15 protein-coding genes are annotated in these 14823 nt (G+C 58.1%); 7 read left to right on the forward strand and 8 right to left on the reverse strand.

The genetic code is table 11. The features are described 5' to 3' along the window. Positions 1-100: 100 nt before the first annotated feature. Together rpmA and rplU are read right to left on the reverse strand one after the other, a co-directional pair. Positions 101-376 (reverse strand): 50S ribosomal protein L27, encoded by a 276-nt coding sequence (rpmA, locus tag ACA055_RS25675; RefSeq protein ID WP_003215862.1) that lies wholly within the window; start codon positions 374-376, stop codon positions 101-103. Positions 377-410: 34 nt separating this feature from the next. Then, positions 411-725: a 50S ribosomal protein L21 gene (rplU, locus tag ACA055_RS25680; protein ID WP_007901869.1), complete on the reverse strand. Its 315-nt coding sequence runs from the start codon at positions 723-725 to the stop codon at positions 411-413. 240 nt (positions 726-965) lie between these two features. Between rplU and ACA055_RS25685 the strand changes: the two genes are divergently transcribed. The 3 genes from ACA055_RS25685 to ACA055_RS25695 all read left to right on the forward strand — a co-directional run bounded on the left by ACA055_RS25685 (position 966) and on the right by ACA055_RS25695 (position 2925). Further along, the gene (locus ACA055_RS25685) at positions 966-1934 is read left to right on the forward strand and encodes a polyprenyl synthetase family protein (protein ID WP_497681149.1); all 969 of its coding nucleotides are present in this window, start codon (positions 966-968) and stop codon (positions 1932-1934) included. Between the two features lie 184 nt (positions 1935-2118). Further along, entirely contained in the window at positions 2119-2460 is a 342-nt protein-coding gene (locus ACA055_RS25690) for a zinc ribbon domain-containing protein YjdM (protein ID WP_007901863.1), read from the forward strand. 207 nt (positions 2461-2667) lie between these two features. Further along, positions 2668-2925 carry a PA4570 family protein gene (locus tag ACA055_RS25695; protein ID WP_095055691.1) on the forward strand — a complete coding sequence of 86 codons (258 nt, stop codon included), beginning with the start codon at positions 2668-2670 and terminating at the stop codon, positions 2923-2925. A gap of 148 nt (positions 2926-3073) precedes the next feature. Here the strand turns inward: ACA055_RS25695 and bamJ are convergent, their stop codons facing one another. From bamJ to ACA055_RS25710, 3 genes are all read right to left on the reverse strand, one after another. After that, positions 3074-3691, reverse strand: coding sequence for a BamJ family beta-barrel-assembly machinery protein (gene bamJ / locus ACA055_RS25700; protein WP_109634978.1), 618 nt, complete (start codon positions 3689-3691; stop codon positions 3074-3076). 121 nt (positions 3692-3812) lie between these two features. Further along, the gene (locus ACA055_RS25705) at positions 3813-4106 is read right to left on the reverse strand and encodes a DUF6482 family protein (RefSeq protein WP_497681150.1); all 294 of its coding nucleotides are present in this window, start codon (positions 4104-4106) and stop codon (positions 3813-3815) included. A gap of 98 nt (positions 4107-4204) precedes the next feature. Next, positions 4205-4693 carry a TIGR00645 family protein gene (locus ACA055_RS25710; RefSeq protein WP_007901849.1) on the reverse strand — a complete coding sequence of 163 codons (489 nt, stop codon included), beginning with the start codon at positions 4691-4693 and terminating at the stop codon, positions 4205-4207. 159 nt (positions 4694-4852) lie between these two features. Between ACA055_RS25710 and ACA055_RS25715 the strand changes: the two genes are divergently transcribed. After that, positions 4853-6682: a hypothetical protein gene (locus ACA055_RS25715; RefSeq protein WP_497681151.1), complete on the forward strand. Its 1830-nt coding sequence runs from the start codon at positions 4853-4855 to the stop codon at positions 6680-6682. A 5-nt stretch (positions 6683-6687) separates the two neighbouring features. On the opposite strand, the gene ACA055_RS25720 is transcribed toward ACA055_RS25715, so the two are convergent. Together ACA055_RS25720 and ACA055_RS25725 are read right to left on the reverse strand one after the other, a co-directional pair. Continuing rightward, positions 6688-7029, reverse strand: a complete 342-nt coding sequence (locus ACA055_RS25720) for a PA4575 family protein (protein ID WP_090179723.1) — start codon at positions 7027-7029, stop codon at positions 6688-6690. A 317-nt stretch (positions 7030-7346) separates the two neighbouring features. Continuing rightward, positions 7347-9785, reverse strand: a complete 2439-nt coding sequence (locus tag ACA055_RS25725) for a Lon protease family protein (protein WP_497681152.1) — start codon at positions 9783-9785, stop codon at positions 7347-7349. 274 nt (positions 9786-10059) lie between these two features. Here ACA055_RS25725 and ACA055_RS25730 point away from each other — a divergent pair, with 274 nt between their 5' ends. The 3 genes from ACA055_RS25730 to ACA055_RS25740 all read left to right on the forward strand — a co-directional run bounded on the left by ACA055_RS25730 (position 10060) and on the right by ACA055_RS25740 (position 13189). Next, positions 10060-10548 carry a DUF3015 domain-containing protein gene (locus ACA055_RS25730; RefSeq protein ID WP_064675806.1) on the forward strand — a complete coding sequence of 163 codons (489 nt, stop codon included), beginning with the start codon at positions 10060-10062 and terminating at the stop codon, positions 10546-10548. Positions 10549-10641: 93 nt separating this feature from the next. After that, the gene (locus ACA055_RS25735; RefSeq protein WP_497681153.1) at positions 10642-12495 is read left to right on the forward strand and encodes an Lnb N-terminal periplasmic domain-containing protein; all 1854 of its coding nucleotides are present in this window, start codon (positions 10642-10644) and stop codon (positions 12493-12495) included. Positions 12496-12697: 202 nt separating this feature from the next. Next, positions 12698-13189, forward strand: a complete 492-nt coding sequence (locus tag ACA055_RS25740) for a GreA/GreB family elongation factor (protein ID WP_497681154.1) — start codon at positions 12698-12700, stop codon at positions 13187-13189. Here ACA055_RS25740 and gdhA read toward each other — a convergent pair. Then, the gene (gene gdhA, locus ACA055_RS25745; protein WP_497681155.1) at positions 13186-14523 is read right to left on the reverse strand and encodes an NADP-specific glutamate dehydrogenase; all 1338 of its coding nucleotides are present in this window, start codon (positions 14521-14523) and stop codon (positions 13186-13188) included. The two genes, ACA055_RS25740 and gdhA, sit on opposite strands and share 4 nt — an antisense overlap. Between the last annotated feature and the right edge of the window lie 300 nt (positions 14524-14823).

Genomic DNA, 14823 nt, shown 5'->3' on the forward strand with positions numbered 1-14823 from the left:
AATCCAGCGCTGGAGCCCATTACAAACAGCTTTGCAAGAGACTCACCCCACAAACGAAAAAGCCCCGTCGCAAGACAGGGCTTTTCCAGCAACTACGTAATTATGCCGCGACGACTTCAGTCTTCGGGACAATGCTCACGTAACGGCGATTGAAAGCGCCTTTTACTTCAAACTTGATCACGCCGTCGATTTTAGCGAACAGAGTGTGATCTTTGCCCATGCCAACGCCGTAGCCAGCGTGGAATTGGGTGCCGCGCTGACGCACGATGATGTTGCCCGGAATGATAACCTGGCCGCCATACATCTTCACGCCAAGGCGTTTGGCTTCTGAGTCGCGACCGTTACGGGTACTACCACCAGCTTTTTTGTGTGCCATGAGTCAATTCTCCTAGTGAGGAATTAGGCTGAAATTAAGCCTGAATACCGGTGATTTTGATCTCGGTGTACCACTGGCGGTGGCCCATACGCTTCATGTGGTGCTTACGGCGACGGAACTTGATGATGCGGACTTTATCGTGACGACCTTGGGAGATCACTTCAGCCACAACGGTAGCGCCAGGAACAACTGGAGCGCCGATATTCACGTCGTCGCCATTGGCAACCAACAGAACGCGATCAAAAGTAACGGATTCGCCGGTAGCGATTTCCAGTTTTTCGATCTTCAGGTATTCACCTGGAGCAACTTTGTACTGCTTGCCACCAGTAACGATTACTGCATAAGACATGGTATTTCTCCGATAATCCTGCTCACCCAGCTCTTTATAAGAAGAGGTATTGGCTGGCATGGCTGCATAAGGCTGGAAGGCCTGTTTGCAATTGCGTAAGGCAGGTGCTGCCCAGGAAGTTCAGGGTGCGCGATTGTACGCAAGCTGCCGGAGCGATGCAAGAGGCCGTCCATCGTACCTTGACACCCGCCGACGTGGGTCCTAGCATGCCGCGCAACCCTTCTGGAGCAACTGTCGCTGATGCAACCCCAAGCTTTCTACCGCGCGGTGGCGGACGATTTTAGCGCCGTCGACGGCATCATCAAGAAGCAGCTGACTTCCCGAGTGCCGCTGGTATCGAAAATCGGCGATTACATTACCTCGGCCGGCGGCAAACGCTTGCGTCCTTTATTGGTTTTGCTGTGTGGCAAGGCACTGGGTCGCGAAGGCGATGACCTGCGCCTGCTGGCTGCGACCATCGAGTTCCTGCACACCGCCACCCTGCTGCATGACGACGTGGTCGACATGTCCGGCATGCGCCGTGGCCGCTCGACCGCCAACGCCATGTGGGGCAACGCTCCGAGCGTGCTGGTGGGCGATTTCCTGTATTCGCGTTCCTTCGAAATGATGGTCGAACTGGGCTCCATGCCGGTGATGAAGATCCTTTCGCAAGCCACGCGCATCATCGCCGAAGGCGAAGTGTTGCAGCTGTCTAAGGTTCGCGACGCCAGCACCACTGAAGAAACCTACATGGAAGTCATCCGCGGCAAGACCGCGATGCTCTTCGAGGCCTCGACCCACAGTGCCGCGGCGCTGGCCGGTGCAACACCGGAACAGAGCGAAGCGCTGCGTACCTTTGGCGATCACCTGGGTGTGGCCTTCCAACTGGTCGACGACCTGCTGGACTACCGTGGCGACGCGGAAACCCTGGGCAAGAACGTCGGTGACGATCTGGCCGAAGGCAAACCGACCTTGCCGCTGATCTACACCATGCGTGAAGGTACGCCGGAGCAGGCTGCGCTGGTACGCAAGGCGATCCAGAAAGGCGGCATCGAAGACCTGGAAAGCATCCGCGAAGCCGTGGAAGCCTCAGGCTCCCTGGACTACACCGCGCAACTGGCCCGTGACTACGTGGCCCGCGCGATCAAATGCCTCGACGCGCTGCCCGCCAGCGAATATCGCGATGCATTGATCGAGTTGAGCGAGTTTGCGGTAGCCCGTACGCACTGACAACGACCATCCCCTGTGGGAGCGGGCTTGCTCGCGAATGCAACCTGCCAGTCGACATCGATGCTGACTGACACACCGCTTCGCGAGCAAGCCCGCTGCCACAGGTATGTCACCGCCTCGCCCCTCCCGCCTAAAACCCTATACAATGTGCGCTTTTTAGCGATCCTGAATCCAAGGAGCTTTAGTGAGCACGTTGCCACCCTGCCCAAAATGCAATTCCGAATACACCTATGAAGACGGCGCCCAGCTGATCTGCCCCGAGTGCGCCCACGAATGGTCCGCCAGCGGCGAAGCTGAAGTAGCGTCCGATGACACCGTGAAAAAGGATTCGGTCGGCAACGTCCTGCAGGACGGCGACACCATCACCGTGATCAAGGACCTGAAGGTCAAAGGCACGTCGCTGGTGGTCAAGGTCGGTACCAAGGTCAAGAACATCCGTCTGTGCGATGGCGATCATGACATCGACTGCAAGATCGACGGCATCGGCCCGATGAAGCTCAAATCCGAGTTCGTCAGAAAAGTCTGAGCCTGCTGTAATTCCATCCCGCGCCCTGCGTGGGATGGCGCTTCACCCCTCCCCGCTTCGGCCAACAATCCCTCGCAGTAGCCAAACGCCAGCCATTTTGACCTTACGCAATCTTTACCCACAAAAAAGCACAAACCGCCAATAGGCCCTTGCTATTTGATGAATAAGAATTATTCTCATTGAACCCTTTCAATGGAGATGAGAACCATGACTTATTTGATCGATGCCTGGCTGGACCGTCCACACCCTTACCTCAGGATTCTGCATCGGGAAACCGGGGAAGTCTGCGCGGTGCTTGAAGAAGAAGCCTTGAACGAGCTGCAGGATCAGGGTGACCTGGACGTCAATGGCCTGAGTTCCAGCGAGCCGGTGGTGCTCAAGGAACTGGTGCGAAATCTGTTTCTGTTCTGCTATGCCCGGGCATTGCGCCCGACAAACGAACTGCACCACAAGATCGAAATATGAAAATCACCTGCAAAATGCCGGAGCGGGCCCTGCGGGAGCGGGCGTGCTCGCGAAAGCGGCGTGACATTCAACAAAGATGTTGAATGTTGGCCAGTCTTCGCGAGCAAGCCCGCTCCCACACTACAGAGCCGGCTCCAACATCGAGGTGTTACAGAACGTCGAGCAGTTCGACGTCGAATACCAGCACGCTGTGCGGCGGAATGCTGCCAACGCCTTGAGCGCCGTAAGCCAGTTCGCTCGGCACGTACAGACGCCATTTGCTACCGGCGTTCATCAGTTGCAGGGCTTCGGTCCAACCAGCGATCACACCGCCAACCGGGAATTCCGCAGGCTGGCCACGATCGTAGGAGCTGTCGAACACAGTGCCGTCGATCAGAGTGCCGTGGTAGTGAGTGCGCACTTGATCTTCACGGGTTGGCTTGGCGCCTTCACCTTGAGTCAGCACTTCGAATTGCAGGCCGGAAGCCAGGGTGGTGATGCCATCACGCTTGGCGTTTTCAGCCAGGAAGGCCAGGCCTTCGCCAGCAGCAGCTTCAGCTTTGGCGGCCGCTTCGGCCTGCATGATTTCGCGAATCACCTTGAAGCTCGCGGACATTTCTTCCTGACCTACACGGCTTGGCTTACCGGCGAATGCGTCGGTCAGACCTGCCAGGATCGCGTCCAGGCTAACGCCCGGTGGCGGGTTGTCGCGCAGTTGGTCGCCCAGCTGACGGCCAATACCGTAGCTGACGCGGGTTTCGTCGGTGGACAGATTTACTTCGGACATGACACTGCTCCGCTGTGCGGACGGCCCGGGAACTTGCCGTGCGTGCACAGCGCGTCCCGGAGCGCCCGGAACCAAAAGGGCCAGCAGACTAGCACAGATGCCATCGCGTTGATGAGAGCCGTCAGTGTTGCCACGCAATCGGCACCTTCAAGTTTTCCTCGATGCCAAGTCCACACATCTCGTCATGAACCGAAACATGGACGAGGTTGAATGGCAACCTGGGAAAGGCGTGAAGTACTTCACGTGCATGTTCGACCGAGCGCACATGAAACGCCCCGCCATGGGCATCACTCAATCGATACCCCGCGCCATGCATGCGCGCTTCCAGCAGGTAGATCCCACCTTCCATTGATATCAGGTTGAGCTCATCGATCTTCCCGGCGATGGCATAGGCATTCAACTCTTGCAGGTTCATGAACACACCTCACACAGTGGCGAGCCAAGATCCTTACAGGCATAGGCCTCGACGCATCAAAGTACAAGCCATAAACGCCACCGCCGGTCTGTTTCAGATCAGTGCTTGGTCAGCTTGTCCAGATAACCCATGGCAAATGCCGATACCACGAAGGTCATGTGAATGACCACGTACCACTTCAAATGCTCGGGATCGACGTTCTTGGCGTCCATGAAGATCCGCAGCAGGTGAATGGACGAAATCGCCACGATGGAAGCAGCCACCTTCATCTTCAATGAAGAGGAGTCCATGGTGCCCAGCCAGTTGAGTTTTTCTTTGCTGTCGTCGATATCCAGTTGGGAGACGAAGTTTTCGTAACCGGAAATCATCACCATCACCAGCAAACCGCCGACCAACGCCATGTCGATCAGCGACAGCAGCACCAGAATCAGGTCCGACTCGGCCATCGAGAACACGTTTGGGATGACGTGGAAGACTTCCTGGAAGAATTTCAGCGCCAGGGCCAGCAGCCCAAGGGACAGACCGAAGTAGATCGGCGCCAGCAGCCAGCGGGAGGCGTACATTGCATTTTCGATAAAGCGTTCCATTGAATCTCACACGTGGGCTGGAAATGGCCGCGAGTATAACAGCCGCCTGTTGCACCCAGAAACCGTCGGGAAATCCGTCACCTGCACGTGTGTGACAAAGTTTTTCTGCTAGTGTCCAAACCATTGACAGCCCAGCGACATCGGACAGGAAGATTGGAAATGGATGTGCGATTGCCTTTAACGAGTGCCGGAATTTGCCTGGCCCTGCTGATGAGCGGCTGCTCACCCAGCGATGAGAAACGCCAAGTCAGCCTCGATGAAAAGACGGCGCAGTTCGAAAAGTCCCTGGATGCGATTCAAGACCCGAAGCTCAAGGATGCCGTGGCCGAGCTCGGTGGTTCACTGTTGCTGCTCGAACGTGCGCAACTCAAGCTCGACAGCAAACCGGTGGAAACCGAATACGGTGAAGACGCCCTCGCCGTGCTCAAGCACTACCCCACGCCACAGACCCTGGTCGACACCTACATCAACGGCCTGTTCGTATTACACAAAGACTCCAGCTCCGACTACCTGACCGACCTGCAACCGGTGTTCCCCTTCAACTTCAACATTCCGGCCGCGTTTCTCTTTCCCCATGGCCTGGAGTGGCAATCGGTGACCCTCAGCAACAAGCGCGTGATCCCGTTTCAGCCGGAATGGTCGGAAACCGATCCGGGTATTCAACTGAGCCCGTCGAGCTCAAACCTGACCAATCCCGATGACCTGACGGTGACCTACCCTTTCATCGATGGCCTCGACGTCGACAACAAGAACCAGCCACAACCGGTGAGCCTGCAAGGCAAAGTGGAAGTCATTGCGCCACGCAGGCTCTACAGCTTCGACCTGACGAAGAAGGACATTGGCCAGACCCGCACCAACGACAACCTCAGCGTCACCCTGCTGAAACTTGAAAACAATTACGCCGAAATCGAATTCAACAACAGCGCGCCGCTGGCCCCCGAGGTCAGTGAAACACCGTTGAACCCGCTGATCGTCCAGGCCAGAGACACCACTGGGCAGTTTCTCTCGCGCTCCGGCTCGATCAACGAAACGGCCGCGCAAATTGCCTTCTATCAAAAACAACTGGCGAAAATGCAGCAGCAGAAAGCCTGGAGCGAGGCGTTCGAAAAACAGCTTGAGGAAGAACAGCTAGCGTTTGAGAAGGGGCGGAACCACCATTACAGCAAGGTGTACTTCAACGGGGCGATCGACACCCTCGAAGTCAGCGTGTTGGACTTTTCGGCCGCCACGGTGACCCGCAAGGAGCTGAACCTGCCGGTACGCCGCTTCGACCGGAACACCACGGAGAAAACCATCCAGCCGCTGACATTGCCCGTGGTGGTATACGACGACCAGGCCCCGAGCTGGCTCAAGGGTGCGACGCTTGGCGAGGATCAACTGAAAAAAAGCGTCACCATCCGTCAGTCGGTCGATGACCCCAGCGCCGCGCAGATCGAGTTCAATCGCCCCAAAAGCTTCAATGACGAACTGCTCGGCACCTCCTTCAACACTGGCGACGGCCCGGTCAGTTTCTTTACCGAGGACAGCAGTGGCAAACGCGATGAGCCGATCGAATTACCGCCAGAGGCTTACCAGGTTGATCCCCTGCGCGGCACGATCACTTACGACCTGAACCTGTTTCCGGAAACCCCGGCTTACGCGGTGGGCTCCATGCCGCTGTTCCTGGCGACGATCGACAAGAAAACCATCGACGCCCACCAATTGCCCAAAGGCCTGGAGTTCAAAGGCAATGCGCTGGTGGTTGATCTGAAGCTGTTTCCGGCCCAGGACTGGCGTTTTTTTGCCAAGGACGACAGCGGTAATTATCTGAAGGAGATTCTTTCGGTCAACCACAATGCGAGTGCAGAAGGCCCTGCATTATTCGGGGTGCATTATTTCTACGGGCAGCCCACCCGACTGGAAACCTATCAGCGAACTGACCTCGCCACCGTGCAATATGGATTCGAGGTCAAACTGGACAAGGCTGACACCTCCAACCTTGTCCAATAGCCATCTCAGTGGTCGGGCCGGAATTCGAACCCGCCGAGATTGCGGCAACGGCCACCATTGATTTCCCGCAACTGGGCTTGCAGATGCAGGCACCAGATTTGTGGATCATCGGCCAGTTCATAGCCGTGCAGGGTCAGGCTTTCAACAATGGTGTCGAGGATCGACTCAGCCACGAAAGGACCATGAAACGGGCCCTGAGCCTTGATGGCGGAAGGTTGTTCACCGGCCATTCCGGCGGCGAAAAGTAAGGTCCACATGCCCGTATCCCCCGCCAAAGGGCGGATGGCACATTCGATACGGGTCACAAGGCCCAGGCATTGACGGGTGAGGCAGAGGTTGCGCGACATGGCGGCGACCCTCGGTAGATCCGGTATTCAGCCCCCACGGGAGAGCTGTCTCGATCCAGTGATTACTGTCGATATCCTTGACCTGAGAATAGAAGAAAAGTCTGACTAGCACGTCAAGTGAGACCAGAAGGCGCCGAATGGTCATTGTGTGAATGTTGACGCCAGAGTGATGGCACTTTTGGCGTTGAATGTCGATTTCGACAATCTACAAAAACTGTGGGAGCGGACTTGCTCGCGAAGGTGGTAGATCAATCAACATCTCTGTTTAATGAAAAACCGCATTCGCGGACAAGCCCGCTCCCACAGGTTGTTTTGCGTCAGGCGGGTTTGGTTTCCACCAGCGTTTCCTGCGCAATCTCTTTCTCGGCTTCCTTGAGGTCTTCGTCGCTGATCATTTCCGCGATGACCCGCAGGCGTTCCACCACCCGCGCATTGACGCTGCCTTCAGGGAATTCACCATTCTCGTCCGGCGCACCGGCCGGTTCGCCGACCAACAGGCTCAGCGCCTCGTCGGCCTGGCGTACCGCGTAGACATGGAACTGCCCCGCCCGCACTGCCGCCAGCACCTTCTCGTCGAGCATCAGCGTGGCAACGTTGGCCTGCGGAATGATCGCCCCCTGCTCACCGGTCAGCCCGCGGGCTTCGCAGAGACGGAAGAAGCCTTCGATCTTCTCGTTAACCCCGCCCACCGCCTGCACCTCACCGAACTGGTTGATCGAGCCGGTGATCGCAAAACACTGCTTGAGCGGGGTTTTCGACAAGGCCGAGATCAAGGTGCACGCCTCGCCCAGCGATGCGCTGTCGCCATCGACGTAACCGTAGGACTGCTCCAGCGCAATACTCGCGGAAATCGCCAGCGGGAATTCCTGGGCGTAGCGGCTGCCAAGATACCCGGTGAGGATCATTACGCCTTTGGAGTGGATCGGCTGACCGAGGTTGACCTCACGCTCGATGTCGACGATGCCGCTACCGCCCGGATACACCGTGGCGGAAATCCGCGCCGGCACACCGAACGCCGAGTCACCGACCTCCAGCACCGTCAGCCCGTTGCACTTGCCGACGGCCGCACCGTCTGTGTCGATCAGGATGATCCCGGCCAGCATGTCATCGAGAATCCGCGCCGAGACGCGCCCGGTACGGGTGGCCTTGGCCTTGAGCGCACGTTCGATGTGGCCGGCGTCGGTCATTTCGTCACCCGCCAGGTGGCGAATGAAGTCCGCTTCGCTGACCAGTTGGAACAGATCACCGATCCGCGCCGACAAACGCCCCTGGTGCTCGGCCAGGCGCGCGCTGTAGGTCGCCAGACGTGCCACCGCATCGGCGGTCAGCGGCGCCATGCCTTCTTCCGAGGTGCGGGTTTTGAGCAACTGGGCGAACTGTTCCAGGCTTTCATCGACCATCGGGATGTCTTCATCGAAATCCACCAGGACACGGAACATCTCCTGGAAGTCCGGATCGAGGTCTTGCAGCGTGTAGTACAGCTGACGGGCACCGATGATGACCACTTTGACCTGCAACGGAATATGTTGCGGAGTAAGGGTCACGGTGGCGAAACGGCCCATCTCGCCCAACGGTGATTCCATTTTCAATTTGCGCGATTGCAGGGCGCGTTTAAGCGCATCCCACACAAACGGCTCACTGAGCATTTTTTCCGCTTCAAGAATCAAGAAGCCGCCGTTGGCGCGGTGCAGCGCACCCGGACGCAACTGGCGATACGTGGTGTAGAGCGCCCCCTGGTCGGTGGTGTACTCGATGCGGCCGAACAGGTTTTCGTAAGTGGGGTGCGGCTCGAAGACCACTGGCGCACCGCCGCTGAACGGATGACCAACCACCAGGCTCGGGGCGTATTGTTCTTCCAGCAACTTGCGAGCGATGGCGTCCGTCTTGCTGTCGTCCACCAGTTGCTCGACCACGGTCTTGAGCAGGTAAACCTGCATCGCTTGCAGGTATCCGCACACCGCCGCGTTTTCTGCATATTTCTCCGACAACGGAGACAGCAATGGCTGTAAGGCCAACGTGATGGTTTCTTCGTTGAGGTGGCGCAGTTGATTGCTCGACTCACGCTTCCATTGCGGCAGGCTGGCGAGCTCTTCGTTCAGCCGCTCTTCCAGCCACGAAATGTCGTCGTGGAAACGCTCGCGATCGGCTTCCGGCAACTGGGCGAATTCTGCTTCGTCCACGGCTTTGCCTTCAGCCATCGGGGTGAACGCGATGTTGCTGCTGTCGCGGTATAGCGCGACGTCTTTCTCCAGCGCCAGGCGCTCGATTACATCCAGTGCCTTGTCGTAACGCTGATTGAAGGCGCGGTCGATGGCGCTTTTCTTCTGCTGGTAGGACGGGTGTTCGAACACGGCCGGAAAAGTCGCCAACAGGTTGTCGATCAAACCGTTGATGTCATCGATGAAGGCACCGGCGGTGCCCGAGGGCAATTCCAGTGCGCGAGGCTCGCGAGGGTCCTCGAAATTGTTGACGTAGACCCAGTCCGCCGGGGTCTGCAGGCGTTTGCCTTCGGCCTTCAGGTAGCGTTTGACGAACGAAAACCGGCCAGTGCCGGGCTCGCCCATGACGAATACGTTGTAACCGGGGCGTGGCATGGCCACACCGAACTGCAAGGCTTCGACCGCACGTTCCTGGCCAAGCACACCGCGGAAGGGCTCCAAATCATTGGTGGTAGAGAAGCTGAACTGTTCAGCGGAAAACGGACGGGTCAGCGCTTCGGGCGCTAGACGCAAGCTGGCAGCAACAGGATCAGGCATCGGGCTTCCTTACATCAGGCGGGGCAGATAGCGGCATTCTGGCGCTGCCCATAGCTCACTTGCAAGGCGCGCCTCAAGTCAAAGCATAGACAAACCGGCATCTCCAGGCGGGACGGGCTTGAATCAACGTTTCCAACGAATGTTTTGCAAAAAATCACGGAACCCCTGGAACGTGCCTAAACTCCAAACTGCGCGGCTGGAACAATAACCGGCCCACTGGCGCCAGATCGGGCCAGACCCTGTCCATTGGTATGCACATAAAGAGAACATAGCTATGAAACGGATTCTTCTCGGTACTCTCTTCACCGCTGTATCCATCAACGCCATGGCTCAGGCGCCAGGCGGCCCGGATTGCGGTTGGGGCAACATGCTGTTCGAAGGTCAGCGTGGCACCCCGGCTCACTTCCTGGCATCCACCACCAACGGCACTTCCGGCAACGCCACCTTTGGTATGACCTCCGGTACCAACGGTTGCTCGACTAATGCGTCGCTGACTTATGGCGGCAAATCCTGGTTGGCCATGAATGGCATGATGAACGAGCTGTCCGAAGACATGGCTAAAGGTCAGGGCGAAGCACTGACCACTTACGCCGTGGTACTGGGCGTGGCGCCGGAAGACCGTGCGCACTTCGCCGCCGTGACTCACGAGCACTTCCAGCAGATCTTCAGCAAGGCTGACGTGACCGCTGAAGACGTGCATACCAACACCCTGGCCGTCCTGAAAAACGATCCTCGTCTGGTCAAGTACGCCACTCAAGCTTAAGCTCGACCCGCCCGCGCCTTTCGGGGAGCGGGCTTTATTTTTTGGACCTTGCCCCGCTTTGGGTCTTTATTCTCGAATTCTAAGTTGCCCACTATGCTCAAACGCCTTGCCTGGCTGGCGCTCTGTGTCTGCGCCCCGCTGTCCGCCGCGCCACACATCGACAATCAACGTTTGCAGCAACTGGCTAACGACCCCTTCTGGATTTCCCTGGGCCACTACGAAACCGCCAAGCTCGGCGGCTGGCGCAGCTATGTCAGCGACAAGAAGTTCTTCCTCGCCCCCGACGGCAACGAACATCCCGACCGTGAACTGGCCGCCACCGTGCAGGCGCTGTACGCCCCGGCCAGTGCCGCTGAGCAACATGCGCAATGCGTTTACCCGGCGCGCACCCGCTGGCTGAAGGCGCAACTCAATCTGAACGATCTGCCGACCCTGGACTGCACCGAGTTCAAGCAATGGTTCAAGGACGTTTCGCCCCATAGCGCAGTGATGATTTTCCCGGCGGCGTACCTGAACAGTCCGTCGTCGATGTTCGGCCATACCCTGTTGCGCATCGATCAGGCTGACGTGCAGAGCGATCACACTGCCCTGCTCAGTTACGCGATCAACTTCGGCGCGTACATCGAAGGTTCGGACAACAGCATCCTGTATGCCTGGAAAGGCTTGATGGGCGGTTATCCGGGGCTGTTTGCGCTGGTGCCCTATCAGGAAAAACTCTCGGAATACCGTAGTCTCGAGAACCGTGACCTGTGGGAATACCGCCTGAATCTGACGCAGGCAGAAACCGAGCGCATGGTCGAGCACGTCTGGGAGCTGAAACAGATCCAGTTCGACTATTTTTTCTTCGACGAAAACTGCTCCTATCGCCTGCTTGAACTGCTGCAAGTGGCGCGCCCAAGCCTGCGCCTGACCGAACAATTCCCGCTGACCGCGATCCCAACCGACACAGTCAAAGCCGTGAAAGAAGCCGGGCTGGTGCAGTCCATCGAGTATCGTCCGTCCCGCGAGCGTGAACTGCTAAGCCGCGCCGAGCCGTTGACTGACGAAGAACAGGATTGGGTGCTGAAAGTCAGCGCCGACCAGAAGCAATTGCAGGAGCCGGCGTTCAAGGCCCAACCCCGCGACCGTCAGGCGCTGATTATCGACGCGTCCTACCGTCTGGAGCGTTACCGCGCCAACGGTCAGGAACGCGATCCGCAACGGGCCCAGCGCAGCTTCGAACTGCTGCGGGCGATCAACCAGAACCCCGCGCCGAACCTGGACATCCCGCGCCCCGGCCTGCCCGAAGACGGCCACGAATCCCGCACCTGGCAGGCCGGCATCGGCACCCGGGGCGACAAGGCGTTTGGTGAATATGGCCTGCGCATGGCTTATCACGACCTCAACGACAACGCCGAGAGCTTCCCCCTCGGTGCGCAAATTGAAATCCTGCAGCTGAAACTGCGTCAATACGAAAGCAATGACTGGCAATTGCAGCAACTGGACCTGGCGACCATTCGTTCCCTCACACCGCGCAACGAACTGTTGCAACCGCTTTCATGGCAGGTCACCGGTGGCCTGGAGCGCGTGCCGGGCAAACATGACGACGAAACCCTGGTCAGCCATGTCAATGGCGGTGGCGGCGGTACCTGGCAATTGGGCGACGACATGCTCGGGTTTGTCCTGGGCACTGTGCGCGTGGAGCACAACAACGACTTCGCCGGTTTCATCGCCCCGGCCGCGGGTTTCAATACCGGCGTGCTGTGGAAGAACCCACTGGGCAATTTCAGCCTTGAAGCCAAGGGCGATTTCTTCACCAATGGCGAAGTGCGTCGTAGCGTGAGCCTGAATCAGCAGTGGGAATTGTCCCGCAACCTCGGCCTGCGCCTGAGTGCCCAGCGCGAATTCAGTCACCTGGCCTCACCCGAAAACGAAGTGATGCTTGAGTTGAAGTGGTATCACTACTGACGCAAATCCCCTGTGGGAGCGGGCTTGCTCGCGAATGCAATCTGCCAGTCGACATCGACGCTGACTGATACACCGTTTTCGCGAGCAAGCCCGCTCCCACAGGGGTTGTCGTTACCCAACGGCTTGCAATCAGTCGCTGACAGACATCCATCGAAACTAAAAGCCTACGACCATGGCCCAAACCCTACAACGGGAGAAAACCATGAGTCGTGCCTTCGTCAATGAAGATAACGCCGCCGCGCAAGCCGATCAGCCCGTCGAACGACAGGTCAGCGCGCAGCCCAATTACGTTACGCCGGCAGGCCTTGCCCAGTTGCAGGCGAAGGTCGCCGAACTGCAACGCCTGCACAGCGAGCAATCGGCCAAAGGTGAGCCAGACAAGCAGCGCCTGGCGGACCTTGAACGTGATTTGCGCTATTTCAACCAACGCCTGCAAAGCGCTCAGGTCGTAACCGCTGCCAGCTCCACGCAAAAAGTGCAGATCGGCAGCCGTGTCACGTTCGCCGACGAACATGACACCGAGCAAACGGTGCAACTGGTCGGTGAGGACCAGGCGGACGCGGCGGCGGGCCTGATCAACTGGGGTTCACCACTGGGCCGGGCGTTGCTCGGTGCACAACTGGGTGACGAAGTGCTGTGGCAACGTCCGGCCGGTGATCAGTCGATCGAAATCATCCGCATCGAACCGGCTTAAACCACGCCTTGGGCGAGCATGGCGTCGGCGACTTTGACGAATCCGGCGATGTTCGCACCTTTGACGTAGTTGACCCGGCCATTCTCTTCGCCGTAATGCACGCAAGCGTGGTGGATCGATTGCATGATCGTGTGGAGCTTGCTGTCCACTTCACCGCCGGTCCACAGCAGGCGCATGGCGTTCTGCGACATCTCCAGCCCGCTCACCGCGACACCACCCGCGTTGGACGCCTTACCCGGCGCGAACAAAATGCCCGCCTCGATAAACAGGTCCACCGCCTCCAGGGTGGTCGGCATGTTCGCGCCTTCCGCCACGCAGATGCAGCCGTTGCGCAGTAACGTGCGAGCCGCCTCGGCATCCAGTTCGTTCTGGGTCGCGCACGGCAGTGCGATGTCGCAACTTAGCGTCCATGGATGCTGGCCGGCCTTGAACTCCAGCGCAAAACGGGCGGCCAGTTCACTGATGCGTCCGCGTTGGACGTTTTTCAGTTCCAGAACCGCCAGCCATTGCTCTTCGGTCATACCGCTTTCGCAGTACAGCGTGCCTTCGGAGTCGGACAGCGAAATCACTTTGCCGCCCAGGTCCATGACCTTGCGCGCCGCGTATTGCGCGACGTTACCGGAACCCGAGATGGCCACGCGCTTGCCTTCAACCGTTTCACCGCTGCGCTTGAGCATTTCCTCGGCGAAGTACACACAACCGAAACCGGTGGCTTCCGGGCGAATCAGGCTACCGCCATAGCTCGGGCCCTTGCCGGTCAGCACGCTGGTGAACTGATTGCTCAGGCGCTTGTACTGGCCGAACAGGAAACCGATCTCGCGGGCACCGACGCCAATATCACCCGCCGGTACGTCAACGTCCGCACCGATGTGACGGTACAACTCGCTCATGAAGGCCTGGCAGAAACGCATGACTTCCGCGTCGCTTTTGCCTTTCGGATCGAAGTCCGACCCACCCTTGCCGCCGCCCATGGGTAACGAGGTCAGCGAATTTTTGAAGGTCTGTTCGAAGGCGAGGAACTTCAACACACCAAGGTTCACCGAGGGATGGAAACGCAATCCGCCCTTGTATGGGCCGATGGCGCTGTTCATTTGGATGCGAAAACCGCGGTTGACCTGCACTTTGCCGTGATCGTCGACCCAGGAAACCCGAAAAACGATCGCCCGCTCCGGTTCGCAAATGCGCTCCAGAATGCCGGAGGTCAGATAGTGCGGATTAGCTTCAAGAAATGGCCACAAGCTGCGCAGGACTTCTTCCACGGCCTGGTGGAATTCGGGTTGGTCCGGGTCACGCTTTTTCAGACGGGCAAGGAAGGATTCAACGGATTCGATCATGGAAAAGTCTCGGCAAATTTATTGTCGTTGGAAGAAATTGAGCCGGACTTTAACAAACAGATCGCGCACCATGACAGCGCAAAATGTCGCACTTATGAAATTAAATGGTGCGCTGGATATAAATTAACGTCGATTTTGCCTTTTTTTTGCACCCGAACAGGGATTCACAATACGAGCACTGCACCGTCATGGAGATTGCCTTCGCGAGCAAGCCCGCTCCCACATTTAACCGCGTCGTCGCTGACAATAGGGATCAACTGTGGGAGCGGGCTTGCTCGCGAATGACGCACCGCGGTGTCA

The sequence above is a fragment of the Pseudomonas sp. LBUM1657 genome (assembly GCF_059716075.1).

Excerpts from the sequence above, each read along its gene's own strand:
- ACA055_RS25705 (WP_497681150.1), bottom strand. The coding sequence starts at position 4,106 with ATGAACCTGCAAGAGTTGAATGCCTATGCCATCGCCGGGAAGATCGAT.
- ACA055_RS25725 (WP_497681152.1), bottom strand. The coding sequence starts at position 9,785 with ATGCCTGATCCTGTTGCTGCCAGCTTGCGTCTAGCGCCCGAAGCGCTG.
- rpmA (WP_003215862.1), bottom strand. The coding sequence starts at position 376 with ATGGCACACAAAAAAGCTGGTGGTAGTACCCGTAACGGTCGCGACTCA.
- ACA055_RS25735 (WP_497681153.1), top strand. The coding sequence starts at position 10,642 with ATGCTCAAACGCCTTGCCTGGCTGGCGCTCTGTGTCTGCGCCCCGCTG.
- ACA055_RS25715 (WP_497681151.1), top strand. The coding sequence starts at position 4,853 with ATGGATGTGCGATTGCCTTTAACGAGTGCCGGAATTTGCCTGGCCCTG.
- bamJ (WP_109634978.1), bottom strand. The coding sequence starts at position 3,691 with ATGTCCGAAGTAAATCTGTCCACCGACGAAACCCGCGTCAGCTACGGT.
- ACA055_RS25685 (WP_497681149.1), top strand. The coding sequence starts at position 966 with ATGCAACCCCAAGCTTTCTACCGCGCGGTGGCGGACGATTTTAGCGCC.
- ACA055_RS25710 (WP_007901849.1), bottom strand. The coding sequence starts at position 4,693 with ATGGAACGCTTTATCGAAAATGCAATGTACGCCTCCCGCTGGCTGCTG.
- rplU (WP_007901869.1), bottom strand. The coding sequence starts at position 725 with ATGTCTTATGCAGTAATCGTTACTGGTGGCAAGCAGTACAAAGTTGCT.
- ACA055_RS25730 (WP_064675806.1), top strand. The coding sequence starts at position 10,060 with ATGAAACGGATTCTTCTCGGTACTCTCTTCACCGCTGTATCCATCAAC.
- ACA055_RS25740 (WP_497681154.1), top strand. The coding sequence starts at position 12,698 with ATGAGTCGTGCCTTCGTCAATGAAGATAACGCCGCCGCGCAAGCCGAT.
- ACA055_RS25720 (WP_090179723.1), bottom strand. The coding sequence starts at position 7,029 with ATGTCGCGCAACCTCTGCCTCACCCGTCAATGCCTGGGCCTTGTGACC.
- gdhA (WP_497681155.1), bottom strand. The coding sequence starts at position 14,523 with ATGATCGAATCCGTTGAATCCTTCCTTGCCCGTCTGAAAAAGCGTGAC.
- ACA055_RS25695 (WP_095055691.1), top strand. The coding sequence starts at position 2,668 with ATGACTTATTTGATCGATGCCTGGCTGGACCGTCCACACCCTTACCTC.